This window comes from Marinagarivorans cellulosilyticus (genome assembly GCF_021655555.1).
Classification (GTDB): Bacteria; Pseudomonadota; Gammaproteobacteria; order Pseudomonadales; family Cellvibrionaceae; genus Marinagarivorans; species Marinagarivorans cellulosilyticus.
On the sequence record NZ_AP023086.1, the window covers coordinates 2,481,962 to 2,497,052 of the forward strand.

Below are 15,091 nucleotides of genomic sequence, written 5' to 3' on the forward strand. Positions count from 1 at the left end.
AAAATGGTTTTGGCGGGCTAATGTTCGACTCAGTAGAGGCATAAATATTGATAAAGTAAAACCCTATATGTCACCATAACGAAAAAGCCGACAGGCTTATAGCGCCAACTTTACATGCGCCTTGAAAAAAACTCATTAACTCTTTACATTAAGATCCCTTTGTTTTGATCGACTCGCAGTCAGCACCACTTTCATTAAAAGTAAAATATTACTTTCAGGACGTCAAAGGATGACAGAACGATGAAAAACCCCGCCCCACATCAAATTATCATTTCTGACACCAATATTTATCCCCCAAAAACTCGTGCTTGAAAAAGTTTCACGAAATTCAGGTGTACAGAAAATTTAGAATATCGTTAATGGATTGAATCACAACAGGAGGTTTCTATGATGTTCGGAAGTAACTTTTACAGGCTCACGCTCATATTTTTACTTTTCCAGTCACTAATCGTTACGACAACTTCGGCAGAAGAGGAACAATGGAAGATGGCTTACAATTTTTCATATCCCGAGTTCTATGAGAGTTACGACGCGCCACCTCCGATATATGGGGCTTGGTACGACTTTGAAAAGGAAGGATGGTTTGGCCCTTATTCAAACGCAGGCTCCAATCCTGATGAGCTTTGCCAGTGGTACGGAGCCATTGAGCAGCAACATTTTTTTTGGTCCGGACATGCTGATGTCGTTTTTGGGGATGATGCTCCGAGCGAAACATTTCGTTATGTTAAGTATGAATTGATTGGTAATGGAAGCTTAGCCCAGTGTTTTTATGAGCACTGGTCCGTTAACGAAGTTTGGGCGCCATGGCCACCCAATCCGATCATGACTAAGCGGTGTCAGCACAGTGATACTTTTGGTTGCGGTAAAAGCGTTAAAGAAATCAAAAGCCTTCCTAAAAAGTCGCCCGGCGATCCAACTAGACTCTTCCATGAAAACCAAATATGCATCGCCGAAAAATCTTGCGATTTAAAATGTGAAATGGAAAATTGCAAGTGGCTCGATCTAGTAATTCCAGACTTCATTGATCCGTATATACAAAAAAATGGAAGCTGGGAGCAGATTGAAAGCGACTGCAGAGATTCCAGTCTTGATTTTTGGGGCTGGGCAAGTGAAAAAGTGTGCGCGAACGCTATGGCTCGATACCACATATCTGAGGACTTGATCGCTGCACTAAGCAAGAACGGCTGTGGAACCGATAGTGACTGGTCTCAAGTCTTTGATGTCATAAAATCCTGCAATAGAGAAAATTTATCCAATTTAGAATCAAGATTTGCCAACTTAGCGGTTAAAATGTATAGAAATGCGGTCAGAGACGACTGCATAAAAAGCAGAGAAGCTCAAATGAAGCCGATCGAGATAGATTTAGGACTGGAGGGAAGACAATGTTTCGTATTATAGGACTTTTAATTGTAACTTACGCTTTGATTGGCTGTAATGGGGAGAGCACCCTCGACCTGTCTGGCCCAGCACAGGAATACCAACTGACATTGTTTCTCAACAACAAGCCAATTGACGGTGAAGTTGAGATAGCCGAACAGGTGAACGACAACCCCCTAATTGAAAGCGCTATTTTGGAAAAGGCGTTACCCCAGTTGGAACGGGGGAGTACTTACTCCATGAAAGTAGTCGTTACTGATCACCTAGGAAACAGCGCAGATATGATCAAAAGCGATAGAGTGAAATTTATGTCTTTTGGCTGCCTCACTGTTGAGCGCGAAGGTCAGCTTATTGCACTGCCGAGAGACATCTCGCGTTGCAATCTACCCGACATGCCGCAGCTCATGATAGGTATAGCTCGAGAAGATGATAGTAAACTGCTCTTAAATGAGTACTTATTTAAAATTAAAGACTAACTTTTAACTGCTAGTCTTTCTGTCTTGAAGCGCGTGTGCAGTGTATTCCACACTTAATGATCAGAGCTTGGTTGGGGTAAGGCTGGCAGTTGTAATATGAAGATCTCAGACCGTAAACTAGAGCCGCCTGTTGATGCTCGGGGTCGAATAGCGAGAACATATTTATATATGCAGGACGCTTACGAGCGTTTCAAGATAAGTAGCTCACAGGCAAAGTTAATGGCTGGATGGGACAAAATGTACCCTGTAAGTGAATGGGAGTGCGAAAGAGCTAGCCGCATTGAAAAAACTCAAGGCAACAAAAACAAAATAATGACTGAGCGTTGCAAGCTAGATAACTAGGGCAAAGGCTCTTAGAGATACCTAAGGAAAGGTATCATTGCTGCCATCGGTCCAATTAGTTATGAAACTCAACCAGCTCTGTACTAAAGCTAATACCCGTTAAGTCATTGGATTCAACAACCTCCTTGAACCAATCATTACAAAATAATGTTAAGCAGGGTTCGTCGGGTGATTTAAATACCCGGTTTTCAGCGGCATCATCAAAAAATCCAATTTTCTCAGCGGCGCCCAGCTCATGAAGGATTTGGGGTCGATAGGTTTTTGACGGATCGGCATTCACCATCGTAAGGCAGTTGAAGATTCCCCAAGCTTCACCATTAACAGTAATTGGAAGGATCTCACCAAGTCCCTCAAGCGACGGGGCCAGTAGTCGAAGCGCTTTCGGCGATAAACAAAGTGAAGGGCCAACCCAGGTTCGAATATCTGGGCTAGCATCATCATCACAATCATCTGAACTGTATAGTTCCACATCAAACCCTGGCCACCACGCTTTCATCGATAAGTTGTGGCGCTCAAACGCCATAAGTTGATCGAAGTCTGCATCGCGTGGCGCTGACTCAACAACGTCAAGAATGTCGAGATTGAGTGACTTAAGGCCATCAAGATTATCGCGAATAGCGTAGACATTTGACATTATTTAACACCGGTGGCTTTTGGGATTACTGTTTTGGGTTCATGTTGTTGTAAGAGTCTACCAATGATTTGAAGTTGCGTTTTTATCGTATCAATATGACTTAACACTCTGATGGAGCGACTAACCCAGCGTTCATAATCTTTCGTGTGGTATTTCAGGTGTCCGCGCGATTCGGGCATTGACCAGTGTGGGGCGTATTCGTCTTTATGGAGTAAAAAGACGCCATTGGCAGGGTCATTAATGCGAATTCCGAAGCTGTGGAGGTAAGCGCGAGTTCTCGCATTTACCTCTTTTGTCTTACCTGTTCCCGGAACGATGTGGTGTGCCGTGTGAAGTGAACTCGGTTTTATTTGGCCTTCTGCGAACATGTGCTTCTCAAGAACTTTCGTTGGGTGATGCTTTTCTTCACGCAGTAGTCTCACCGCCTTAACTCTTTCTGCTCCATATCCTCTGGTTGCATCGAGGCCGCGTTCGCGATACTCCTCCAGCTGTCCCTGAACCGATGCTATCGTATCCAGCTTGCGCCGTTCTTCGGCCAGAAATGCAAGAGCTTCCGCTTTCTCGGAGGCCTGCTTCGCATTCAATTTCCCTTTGATCTTGATTTTATCAAAGTGCTTTTCGGCCATCTCCTCGTATCTGGCAATTGCAGCCTCGAAAGGTGATAGTTCATGATACATTTTGGTTGTTCTGACGCCGTTGTGATACTCCAGTTTCATGGATATTCCTTAAGTTTACGGGGCGGATTACACTCCATCTTACCGTAAATTTTGGGATCGTGAAATCAATCTTCAGCGGGTTAAAAGCGTTGGTAATGGATGCGTAAGTTGTCGTCAACGAGAGTCAAAAGTACAAATATCGACACCTTGCATTTCAATATTGATGGCCTTAGGTTTTGTGTAAATCAACATTTAATACGCGGGATTTCTGACCATAGCGATAAATATTTGGGGCTTAGGTGCGCCTGTTTCATGGCGTGTGTTTTTGTTGCCCCTTGTGCGGCCAAAAAGACAGCGCCTTTTCCGAACTTATGGTTGATGGTATCGATTGTTTTCATGAGTGCATTTACTTGCGTATTGTCGCCAGCCCAAAAATCACTTTGGTAAGTGTCCGCAGGTGATATCTCTTTGAGTTCAATGCCGGCTTTCGCATATTGATAGCCTGAACGATACAGTGTGCGAAGTAGGGCTTTGGCGCTACTCATCATCGTCGACGAGCACGCGCTAGGGCAGGGCAGGCGTGTCGATTCAATGGCTGTTCGCCGGTGTTCTGTATGCTGGCTGGTCATAATAAAAACAGTGATTGCACGGCAGACGCTGCCCTGTTTGCGCAGCTTCTCGCAGGCGCGTGCGGCAAATTCACATAATGCTTGCTCCAAGGCTTCGCGTGTTTCTATTTTTACGCCAAAGCTGCGACTGCAAACAATGGATTGCCTATCGGCTGATGTTGACTCAAACGGGATGCACCGCTCGCCGTTTAACTCACGTACTGTTTGCTCCAGGGGCCGATGACCAAGCTTTCGCGCCAGGCCCAGTGGCAGCCTTCGCAGTGCTTCGGCATGCGTAATGCCTTGGGCTTGTAGGGTTTCGGTTAGGCGGCGGCCCACGCCCCACACTTCACTCACCGGCGTTCTTTTTGCCAGCCAGCTAATTTGATGGTCATTTTCCAGAATGCAAACGCCATTAATCGAGGGGAGCATCTTGGTCGCAAATTGCCCCAGTTTAGCCAGCGTTTTTGTTGCCCCTATCGATACGCCCATTTGGATGCGTTGTTGTTGCCAGATGGTTGAGCGCAAGCTTTGCCCTAAATCTTTTAGTTGGTTAACCGGTATGCCGCTGAGGTCGCAAAAACATTCGTCAATGGAATACACCTCAATGCACGGGGTTAGTGCTTTAAGGGTTGCCATTATGCGTTTAGAGATTTCGCCATAGAGCGCGTAGTTGCTTGAAAATATATGCGCGTTGGCTTGTTCTGCGATCGCCCGTTGTTGAAAGTAGGGCGCAAACTTTTGTAGCCCGATGGTTTTCGCTTCATTATTGAGCGCAACAATACAGCCGTCGTTGTTGCTCAGCACGGCAATAGGTTTGCTGCGCAAATCCGGGCGAAAAACGCTTTCACAGCTGGCATAAAAAGCGCGCTGGTCGCACAGGGCAATCATTGGTTGCGCAGGTGATGAATCGCGTGAATAACGACCCCTTCAATAATCAGGTCGGCATGTTCAGTATCGATGTGGATCGGCGGGTAGGCGTTATTGGCGCTTAATAATTGGTGTTGGGCGGTGTCCAGTATTTTGCAGGTCAGTTGCCCATCAACGGCCGCGACGACAATATCCTTGTGCTTTGGGGTTATCGAGCGATCAACAATCAGCAGGTCACCATCCATAATCCCTACGCCGGACATGGAATCGCCTTCGGCGCGGGCAAAGTAGGTGGCCGCTGGGTGTTGTATCAGGTGCTCAATTAGGTCTAGCGGGGCATCCAGATGATCGTCGGCGGGGCTCGGGAAGCCGCAGCGCAAACGCGTTAGTGCCAGCGGGAGTGTAAAGCTGGATTCGATAGTGTTGATGTTGAGCGGCTGAATAATCATAGGGTGATCGGTCTATATTGGTACTGTTTATTTGTACAGCCTATAGTAGTTCATTATTTCATTGCGGGTAAGGTGTATCCGATCAATTGCCTTCGTTTGAGGTCTGGGAGACGGGTGATGGAGGTGCCGTGAGGAACATTCCAATGAAGTCAATATTGGCGCGCTTTTCGGTAGAGTTGGCGTCCAGCTCAGTGCTATATTGGAATTTGGCACTAACACTAGAGTAACGCATAACCAATGGTTTCGAAAAGCAGGCCTGTCAGGCGGCTTATTGATGTGTATGAGCCTGGCGAAGGAAAGGCACAGGTCGTTGAAAGCCCGAGCGAGCTAACAAACGTTCTTTGGCGCGCATCAAGAGGAGAGCTCGGGCGGAGGAATGTCGCGATAACTTGGATGCTTTTTGGTGCTGGAATGCGAATAAATGAAGTTGCCCAGCTAAGGGTTAAGGACGTTTACCGACCTGATGGAGAGTTGAAAAAGACGTTCATTATTCCAGCTAAGTACACCAAGACAAACAAGTCTCGGGTGGCTTACATTGTGGCCGCTCAACAGCGCCAAGCGTTGAACGAGTGGATGGCGCAGCGAGTTCACGAAAAAGCCATGCTAAGTGATGATGGTAGCTACGGAAATCTCAGGGGCGATAGCCCGCTTTTTCTTTCTAAAAAAGGAACGTGGCGTAAATTCGCGTTCAATGCGAAAAAGTACAAAACGAAAAGTGGAGAGGACAAGGAGGTATTGGTATGCAGTTCATTAGAAAACCTAATGCGCGAAATTATGAAAGGTGCTGGAATTCAGGGCGGGTCCAGCCACTCTGGACGACGCACTCTTGCAACTTGGCTTGACAGAAAGGGTTGTGATTTGGAGTTGATTCGGTACATTTTAAACCATGAAGATCCTGAAATGACGATTGAATATATTGATCCTTCGCAAAAGCGAATAGAGCAAGCTTACCAAACAATTTTGAAAGGCATAAAAATGCCTGAGAACTTGAAATAATTTTGTCTGCATTCGACCCAAAGCAGACATTAGCAAACCTTTCGAAAAAAGATTTTTGCCAACTATTAAAATAATATCAAAGATATTTTCTGTGATGAGAAACATAACTAAAAAATGGAGAGCGTGACGTGTATTTGAAAGAACTAACGCTAAATAATTTCCGCTCATTCAAATCAAGTATGGTTTCGCTTCAATCCGATTTGACAATTCTCGTTGGCGAGAATAATAGCGGAAAGAGTAACGCAATAGATGCTCTACGACTTATTACGCCACCATTAAGCGGTCGTAGAGATATTTACTGTCAACTCACTGATATCCGTTTTGATACGGGAACCGGCTTTGAGTTGTCTGCCCGATACGCTGATTTAAATGAGGCTCAACAGGGGCGCTTGGTATCTGCTACCTCTGATAAAACGATGACAGATGCCATATTTGGCCTAGCATATGACGAAACAAAGGGTGGTTTTCCTCCTCGCCCTGCACTCTGGGCTGGCAGAGAGGGACGGACGCCCGAGGCAGGAAGCCATGAAATGATCCGTCATGTCTATCTTCCAGCTTTGCGAGATGCTAAATATGCACTTGCTTCCGGAAATCCAACGCGGATTTATGCACTTCTGAGGCACTTTCTAAAGGACACTGATCCTGCCGACCTTATCAAGGCATTGTCCCGCACTACTAATCATAAAATTTTGGAAACGATAGGCGGTTCTGTTGATGTTGGGCTTGAAGCTTTAACTGCTGGTGTCCGGCAACAAACAGCATCATTAGGATTTTCAAAGGATGAGAAGCTAATCGACATAGCAAGAGACCTAAAATTTAGTCTCGCTGACCACGGCATTGAACCAGAAGACCTCAGTTACTCAGGTCATGGCTATGCCAATCTTCTTTATATGGCAACGATTGCGGTCGAACTAGAAAATGTCAGCAACGCCGATTTAACACTTTTCCTAGTGGAGGAACCAGAGGCGCACCTACATCCGCAATTACAGGCTGCTGTACTTGCCTTTTTGAAGGGGCAAGCGGTCAAATCAAGAAAAACTCCAAAAGAAGACGGTTCCCCTGGAGGTGAAATTCAAGTCGTAGTAGCGACACATTCGCCAAATTTGACCGCTAGCGTACCAAGTAAGAATATGGTTTTTTTACGCGCTGTTACTTTCGAAGCGGACGCTGTTGCTGATTTAGGTGCTAGGGATAAGAGTGATATTGCAACCATAGACGAAGTCACAACCATCAAGACTGAAGCTACTGAGAAAGAAAAGGAAGCTGATAACATAACGCCAATATCGCGTCGAGAAACACGCTCGATTTCTCTCGCTGAGCTTCTGACAAATGACAAAGAACGGCGAAAGATCGACAGATACATAGATGTGACGAAGGCATCTTTCATGTTTGGCGGACGAATATTTCTTGTTGAGGGAATCGCAGAAGCATTGCTCCTTCCGGTTCTTGCCGAAAAAATTGTGTTGAAGGGTGATGAGGCTGCTCTTCGCCGATTCAGATCAACAACATTTGTGCCGATTGATGGTGTCGATTTTCAACCTTATGTAAAGCTTCTAATTACACCTCAAAACGACATTCGAATTGCAGACAAGATTGTGATTGTTACTGATGGTGATGGACCGAAGACTCTTGATAGTGGTTTAACTGCTGGCAAGAACCGAAAACGCATCTATGATGGAATCGCAAAAGGTGCAAATGCCGCAACAATTTGCGAAACCTACATCAATGATTATTCACTCGAAACGGAGCTATTGACTGTGGGGAATCAGGATGTACTCAAAGATGCATATATCGTGTGCCATCCGCAATCAGAAGAGAAATGGGACACCGCTGTCTCCTATAAGGGCGATAAGCTTGCAGAAAGCATGCATGCTCTTTTTAAGGAAACACGAAAAGGTGATTTTGCTCAAGTCCTTGCCGAGCTAATCGAAGATGGTAAAGACTTCAAAGTGCCGAAATATCTTTCAGATGCGATCAAGTCGATTTCAGCGGAATAGAAATAGATGGCTGAATTGTCACTTACAGATGAACAACTCGCTATTGTTAGGCATGAAGGCTCAGCATTTATCTCTGCGTGCCCAGGAGCTGGCAAAACCCGCTGTATTGTAGAGCGTGCGCGAGCAGTGCTTTCAAAACCAAGTGCTTGTCTGGGACTCTCTTTTTTGTCTTTTACAAATGCTGCTATATCAGAGTTACAAGAACGTTTAACAGAAGACCGGCTTCTCTCATCTAACGTCTTTCCACATTTTGTTGGAACATTTGATAGCTTCATTTGGCACTATATGGTGGAGCCATTCGGATTAGATGGATGTGATAAATCTCTCAAGATTATTCCCGACACTGGTGGACTTATAGTAACTCCCTTTCCTGGAGCACAAGGTCTTCGACTAGATTGCTTTGAACGGTCTAACGGAAAAATTATTCCAGAAGAAGCTAGAAAAGTGGGTTTCAATCGTGATCCTGCCCGACACGAAGCGGCTGCACAGAGTTTGCGGGCGCAGTTGCTCGAAAATGGGCAATTGGATTTTGACGATGTTAGACGGATAGCAAATAGTAATCTTGCGGACAAGGCGTTCAGTACTCGTCTAGGTGACATTTTGAGTGCACGTTTCGGGGAGATTGTTGTAGATGAGGCGCAGGATTGTAACCCAGATGATTTGTCGATCATCGATTGGTTAAAGGATGTGGCAAAGATTCCAATCAAGGTCGTGTGTGATCCTCACCAATCTATCTATGGTTTTCGTGGCGGTGTATCTGACGAACTATTTAAGTATGCTGATACTTTTACAGAAGATCAGAGGTTACCATTGACGGGAAACTTTAGGTCATCTCAAAATATTTGTAAGGTGGTGCATACACTTCGAGCACCACGTCAGCGAGGCGTTGAAGACGAAGCTCTAGGTTTGTTGAAAGACTACGATTTAGATGTTCATGTTCTTAGCTACGGTGGAAAAGGTGTATCGAAAAAAATAGGCGCAGCTTTTACAAATATTGCAAACAAGAACGGCATTGCCGCAAAAGACTGCCGAGTTACTGCCAAAACACGTAGTAGCGGATTGAATGCAATTGGAGCATATACTGGAAATATTGGACAATCTCTGAGTTTGAAACTCGCTAACTCGGTCATGAAATTTCATTATTCTGATAATCCAAAGGATCAATTTTATGCGGTAACAGATGTGCATCTAATAACCATGGCGATTTCTGAAAAATTGAATGGCCGAAGTTATCATCAAGTCATTTCAGAAGAAAATATCGACATCTTAAGTTGGCGTGGGCAAGTCGTAAAAATAATCCGGGAGCTTCGCTTTGATGCCGCAGCAGGAGACACACGAGCTGAGTGGATTACTCGTGCACGAAACTCATTGGGTATTTTTCTGCCTACAGGAGAAAGCAGCATCGCACAAAAACTTCAAAATCAAGCAAAACTCGATGATATTCTTGGGGCAGTGCCTGCTCCCGGCATTAGTGCTCGGACGATCCATGAAGTCAAAGGGAAGCAGTATCAAGGAGTTTGTGTAGTTTTAACCACAGCCACAGCAAAAGGAATATTAACGCACTTGGAAGAGGAGCTAGATAATCGCATGGCGGAAGATGCTCGGGAGCTTTATGTCGCGGCCTCTCGTGCCCAAAAGCTACTTGTATTTGCGTGTCCCAAAAGTCAGTCGAAACGACTAACAAAGCATATTTCATCCAGTGGGGCCACCGTACAAGTTACTGAAATATGAAATATTCGGAAAGCGTAGGTAAATGTCTATTTTTATTGAAAGTCTTTAGTGTATGAAAGAATTGCCGCAATCTCTATTTGACGTATATGCTCTTGCCTTACCCCGTGGTCATGGTTTTGGGAGCGCACCACCCATTAGGGCATGGCAAAGTGATGATGGCTTGGCATATGCTGTTATTACTCATGATGATTCAAGAGTAATATTTGGTCTGTTAGCAGCTAGGCGTCGCATAGATCAAACATGGGCAATAGTATCTTGTGACGATAGCTTTTGTTCATATGAGGAGGCTTACACTCATATTCCTGCTTTGTTAAAAGAGGGAGCTCCTCCTGAGCCGCTTCTACCTAATACGGCACCCCGACCATTTTTACATGATGTAGGAAACCGAAAACCATCTGATATTTTTAGGCTTCTATTACAGCCAACTCATCATGTGGCTGCATGGATGCTGAATCAATTGTATCTTTCACTGCCAAACCCAGATGCAAACTGGGTTAGCGATTGTCAGACCGAAAACTTCCATACCCGTTTATGGGAGGCGCAACTACTGGCTAGCTTTAGAGAGCAAGGCTTGATGGTTTCCCAGTCTTATCCATCACCAGACTTTTTTATAGAGAATAGGCATGGTGGTGAAGTATGGGTTGAGGCTGTAACAGCCAATCCTCAAAAACGCTATAACCATGTAAACAGTACTCCAATTGATCCACCTAAAGACCGGAAAGAACGGCTATTGGGAAGCGCGGCAGAAAGGTTTGCAAAAACTATCGGGAACAAACTGAAAAGAAATTATCACGAGCAGGAGCATGTTAATGGGAAGCCTTTTCTTATTGCTTTAGCAGATTTTCATGCCCCTTCCTCAATGACATGGAGCCGTGAGGCACTGATTTGCTATTTGTATGGCGCATACCCTGTTGTTAAGACGGAAGCGGGCGTACAGTTTGCCTGTGCTGAATTTGTAAAAAATTTGCTGGGGGAATCTGCATTCCCAGCAGGACTGTTTGCTGATAATCGACATAGCGAATTATCAGCAATTCTTTTTACCAATGCTTGTTCAATAGCAAAGTTCAATCGTGTTGGGGTGTCAGCAGGTGCATTAACAAAGAGTTTAAAATACACTCGTATTGGGGAGTTTTTTGATCGTAGACCGAATGCTCTGAAAGGCATACCTTTTTGTCTTGATGTTACAAGTCAAGAATACCGGACATTATGGCCTCTAGGTTATGAGCCATGGTGTGCTGAACTTGAAGTCTTCCATAACCCGTATGCAAAGTATCCTGTAAAGCGGGAACTGCTGCCAGAAACAACACATTGGTTTGAAAAGAATGGAGAGATTGTTTGCAGCTCATTTTACGAGATGGCTATTTTATGTTCGAAAACCATCATTCAGGATGAGTCAGAACCGACTTTAGAAATTGGTGATTTTTATGGGGATTGCTAAAATTGACTTTCTTTTGAGAATTAAATAAGGGGAATTAAATGGATGTCAATGAAAGTAGAGATATTCTCATCCAGCATCATGGTCTTAAAAATACTGGTGATGTCTATACATTTTATTATGATGAAACGAATAACATCCGAAAATTATATCTGAAAGATACGGGCCTTAATGTTGACAAGACAGATAACTTCATTCTCGCGGGAATACTACATAAAGGGTTAAGTACCGATAGTGATTATTCAGCTCTCTTTAAAAATCTTAATCTTCAAAAAAGTGCCCGTGAGCTAAAGCTCAAGCATATTGCTAAGGGTGATTTTTTGAATATGCTTAAATCTGATAAGCTTTTCACTATTCTAAGCTGGCTCATCGAAAACAAATTCTACATCCATTATTTTAATCTCAATATCATATACTGGTCTGTTATTGACATTATTGATTCAATTATAGGGGAGCTGCATCATCCCTTTTATATCATAAATCACATGTCACTTAAGAGCGATTTTTATGAGCTTGCAAATAGCAATCCTAGCGTCTTCCTAAATGCTCTACACGAATTTAACTATCCTGATGTTCCAGAAGAAAAAGCTCATGAGTTTTGCCTATGGCTTATCGATTTTACACGCATACACGGTTGCATATTGCCTGATCTTCGAGCGAATGTACTCGAAGATCTGATTAAAGAATCCCTGAAAATCGAAGACTTACCGTTCATATCAGGATTTCATGGTCGAGAATTGATCTCCAGCTTTATGGTTTTTTATTTAAGAAATCTGTATCTATTTAAAAACTCCAAGCATATCTTTGATGAAGAAAAGAGTATTCAGGAAGACGTTAATGGATTTCTATTTTCAGAAAATGGTGTACCAATTCAGAATCATGTATTTGTTAGATCCCATGACTGTGAGGCGGTTCAAATATCCGATGTTATTGCTGGTTTTTTAGGAAAGTATTGTTCCTATTTAAAGGATGTAAATGACGAGCAATTATCGCTTGATAAAGCTGGTTTAACTAGCAAGCAACTCAAGACGCTTACAGCGTTAAAAGACATCATTGATCTTTCTGATGATGTTAGCAGAGGATTTTTTAATGTCGTTAGTAGCGAGGGCGAGCAACGAAGAAATAATTGGTTTTTACATGGTGTTAAACTATAGGTCTAATGTCCGCTTTTGGCCGAAAGGAGAATGTTGGAAAATGACTTCTTTTAATGATTCACACTGGAGGTAATATGTTCAGAAAAATTTTAAGCCTATTTGATGGTAATCGGTCTTCGAGTAACAACGAAACTCAGGAGTTATCTATTAAACCGAGTGAGGCTAGCAATTCATATAGTGCTTCTGGATTCGAGGATATTACTGAAGGGTTACAATTCTCACCAACGTTTTTGTTTAGAACCCCCTCTGAAATACTCAAAGCAAATGGTATGTGTGTAGACGCAGAAGAAAACATACCTGAATTTCTCAAAGATCAACAACATGGGGTTTGGCTACCCAAAGTAAATAGTAAATATTTATTTGATGATAGAAATGATGTTGGCGCATCAGATGCATATGGCGCTGATCGCGATGATTATATTAAATTTGTAAGCGAGATAAAGGATCTTTATTCTCTGAGCACCAATATTTTTGAGCGTGTAAAGTTGATTGATGATTTCAAGAAAGAGCATCCACAGTTAAAATATATAGAAGATAAACTACTACAATATTACAGTAATTATGTTTCCATAATTGACATTCTCATGCTCGATGTTAGTTATTCATTCGAGGATGTCGTGATTTTTCACTATCGAGACGAGGGGTATTTAAAACAGATTTTTGATGTTAATGCTAGAATCGAAAAATCATTAATAGCGTCGGGTTATAAAGCAGCTGAGGACGTTGCCCTTCTAACAAAAAAACAATTAGTTGATCTCGATGGGGTTGGGAGTAAAAGTGCAGACAACATACTAGAAAAAAGTGAGCTGGTTAAGTCTATTGTTAATTTTAATATTGCAGCCATATAGTAAGGAGAGTTAGGCGAGATTGCTAACATACCACCTGCTGAACTTCGCCTATTTTGCCAAAGGTTTAGATTTAAGGTGAGTGGAATTCGAGGCTCTAAACTAATGACGAGAATGCCAATAAAAAATCAACAGCTAGTCTCATAGAATATAGTGAAGTAGAGGGTTAAAAATTCATAAGGCGGGCATAAATGTATAAATGGGAATGGCAGGAAAATGAGTGATACCTTAATAAGATGTCTTTCCAAATCGAGTTCTTTCTTTGATGATAAGGCAGTTGAAGTTCCCAAGAGAATTATTGAAACCAATGAAGCTGAAAAGGAGAGTAAGCAGTACGACACCGGCGCAGGCTGTGTTTATGTTTTTGAATCCAATACAGATGTTTTATATGTAGGGCAAACTGGAACAAGCTTGCGGAAGAGGGCTAGGTATGCAACCAGCAAGCATATCGAAAAAGATTGGTGGAAAAAGGTGGACAGGATTCGAATTTGTCAGCTAGGGAACTCAGCCGATCGCCTAGCACTTGAGATGTTACTGATAGTCAAGCTGCAACCATCGGTAAATAAGCGTCCTTCGAGAAGTGCTATTAACTGTATGCAGTTAAAGTTTTAAAGGTTGGAAATTGAAATGTTACGAGGAGTTATGACAAATTTTTATGGAATGATAGTCACGGCTGGATGGCTCTTTGTATTAACCGTGTATGCAATAATCAAAGATATTGGCACGCTGGACCTTAACTCTCTAGGGGATTTCTTGGCTGGCGCTTGTGCCCCAATGGCCTTCTTTTGGTTGATTCTTACCTACAGGCAACAAGGAAATGAATTGAAGCTTCAGAGGGAGCAGCTTGAGCTACAAAAAGAGGAAATAAAAGATCTAGCAAATGAAAGTCGAGTGCAGAGCTTTTACAAGAAGATGGAGTTCGAAGAGGCGTCTTTAGAGCTGATGTTTAACGAGCTATCAAAAAAGCTTATTGAAATTAGATTCTCCGAAGAAGACAATAGAAGAAGAGCTCACTTTGATCGGTATCAAAGTAGGTATGAAAAAGGAGATAAACTCGTTTATTGGAATTATCTCCAGTCAGCTTTGGCCTCCAATATTGATCCTGAAAATATCAAAAAGTTATACCTGTATGCAGACAGCATTGGAAGCATGATGGCTGAACAATATATACAAAGAGTTAATGAACTTATAAATGAAGCTGAAAAAATAAACGTTCAGGATGTAATGAATCATAGGTACTCTGTAAAACTTTGCCGAAGCCTGGAAGCTAGAAAGCCAAAATTCGAAAGTCGCGTCAATTAGGACGTCCGCAAGCATCGAAAGGTTGAATATAAAGGTTCTGAAGGGGTTATTACGGAACGCACATGGGCGAACTGAAGGTTTCTTATTTTCCTGATCATGCTGATAAGAATGGAGATTATTAGCAGGCTTGGGTAAGCGGGCGCAGGACGATGCATTGTCTCGTAGCGAGAGTGTTCACAATTGATATCATCACTGCCGGCAGAAATAAGAGTATTGGGA

14 protein-coding genes and 1 pseudogene are annotated in these 15,091 nt (G+C 43.1%); 11 read left to right on the top strand and 4 right to left on the bottom strand.

All coding sequences use genetic code 11. The annotated features are described in order from the left end of the window. Window positions 1-387: 387 nt before the first annotated feature. The 3 genes and pseudogenes from MARGE09_RS09925 to MARGE09_RS21730 form a co-directional block, all read left to right on the top strand. The gene (locus MARGE09_RS09925) at window positions 388-1,398 is read left to right on the top strand and encodes a hypothetical protein (RefSeq protein ID WP_236987175.1); all 1,011 of its coding nucleotides are present in this window, start codon (window positions 388-390) and stop codon (window positions 1,396-1,398) included. Further along, window positions 1,383-1,853, top strand: coding sequence for a hypothetical protein (locus MARGE09_RS09930; RefSeq protein WP_236987176.1), 471 nt, complete (start codon window positions 1,383-1,385; stop codon window positions 1,851-1,853). The genes MARGE09_RS09925 and MARGE09_RS09930 overlap by 16 nt, the downstream gene beginning before the upstream one ends. 90 nt (window positions 1,854-1,943) lie before the next feature. Beyond that, window positions 1,944-2,195: pseudogene (locus tag MARGE09_RS21730) on the top strand (endonuclease); the annotation flags it as partial. A 55-nt stretch (window positions 2,196-2,250) separates the two neighbouring features. Here MARGE09_RS21730 and MARGE09_RS09935 read toward each other — a convergent pair. The 4 genes from MARGE09_RS09935 to MARGE09_RS09950 all read right to left on the bottom strand — a co-directional run bounded on the left by MARGE09_RS09935 (window position 2,251) and on the right by MARGE09_RS09950 (window position 5,412). Further along, on the bottom strand, window positions 2,251-2,829 hold the full coding sequence (locus tag MARGE09_RS09935) for a hypothetical protein (RefSeq protein WP_236987177.1): 579 nt from the start codon (window positions 2,827-2,829) through the stop codon (window positions 2,251-2,253). Further along, the gene (locus MARGE09_RS09940; RefSeq protein WP_236987178.1) at window positions 2,829-3,545 is read right to left on the bottom strand and encodes an AHH domain-containing protein; all 717 of its coding nucleotides are present in this window, start codon (window positions 3,543-3,545) and stop codon (window positions 2,829-2,831) included. The genes MARGE09_RS09935 and MARGE09_RS09940 overlap by 1 nt, the downstream gene beginning before the upstream one ends. A gap of 185 nt (window positions 3,546-3,730) precedes the next feature. Further along, entirely contained in the window at window positions 3,731-4,984 is a 1,254-nt protein-coding gene (locus MARGE09_RS09945; RefSeq protein WP_236987179.1) for a Y-family DNA polymerase, read from the bottom strand. Beyond that, on the bottom strand, window positions 4,981-5,412 hold the full coding sequence (locus MARGE09_RS09950) for a LexA family protein (RefSeq protein ID WP_236987180.1): 432 nt from the start codon (window positions 5,410-5,412) through the stop codon (window positions 4,981-4,983). Before MARGE09_RS09950 ends, MARGE09_RS09945 begins: the two co-directional genes overlap by 4 nt. Window positions 5,413-5,649: 237 nt before the next feature. Between MARGE09_RS09950 and MARGE09_RS09955 the strand changes: the two genes are divergently transcribed. The 8 genes from MARGE09_RS09955 (at window position 5,650) to MARGE09_RS09990 (ending at window position 14,872) form a co-directional block, all read left to right on the top strand. After that, window positions 5,650-6,408: a tyrosine-type recombinase/integrase gene (locus MARGE09_RS09955; RefSeq protein WP_236987181.1), complete on the top strand. Its 759-nt coding sequence runs from the start codon at window positions 5,650-5,652 to the stop codon at window positions 6,406-6,408. Between the two features lie 128 nt (window positions 6,409-6,536). Then, a complete protein-coding gene (locus MARGE09_RS09960) occupies window positions 6,537-8,405 on the top strand; it encodes an ATP-dependent nuclease (protein WP_236987182.1) in 1,869 nt (622 codons plus the stop codon). 6 nt (window positions 8,406-8,411) lie between these two features. Then, window positions 8,412-10,136 carry an ATP-dependent helicase gene (locus tag MARGE09_RS09965; RefSeq protein ID WP_236987183.1) on the top strand — a complete coding sequence of 575 codons (1,725 nt, stop codon included), beginning with the start codon at window positions 8,412-8,414 and terminating at the stop codon, window positions 10,134-10,136. A 52-nt stretch (window positions 10,137-10,188) separates the two neighbouring features. Further along, complete coding sequence (locus tag MARGE09_RS09970) at window positions 10,189-11,574, top strand: hypothetical protein (protein ID WP_236987184.1); 1,386 nt, start codon at window positions 10,189-10,191, stop codon at window positions 11,572-11,574. A 38-nt stretch (window positions 11,575-11,612) separates the two neighbouring features. Beyond that, complete coding sequence (locus MARGE09_RS09975) at window positions 11,613-12,725, top strand: DUF3800 domain-containing protein (protein WP_236987185.1); 1,113 nt, start codon at window positions 11,613-11,615, stop codon at window positions 12,723-12,725. Window positions 12,726-12,799: 74 nt separating this feature from the next. Beyond that, the gene (locus MARGE09_RS09980; RefSeq protein WP_236987186.1) at window positions 12,800-13,573 is read left to right on the top strand and encodes a helix-hairpin-helix domain-containing protein; all 774 of its coding nucleotides are present in this window, start codon (window positions 12,800-12,802) and stop codon (window positions 13,571-13,573) included. 213 nt (window positions 13,574-13,786) lie between these two features. Beyond that, on the top strand, window positions 13,787-14,182 hold the full coding sequence (locus tag MARGE09_RS09985; protein ID WP_236987187.1) for a hypothetical protein: 396 nt from the start codon (window positions 13,787-13,789) through the stop codon (window positions 14,180-14,182). A gap of 30 nt (window positions 14,183-14,212) precedes the next feature. Continuing rightward, on the top strand, window positions 14,213-14,872 hold the full coding sequence (locus MARGE09_RS09990; protein WP_236987188.1) for a hypothetical protein: 660 nt from the start codon (window positions 14,213-14,215) through the stop codon (window positions 14,870-14,872). Window positions 14,873-15,091: the final 219 nt, after the last annotated feature.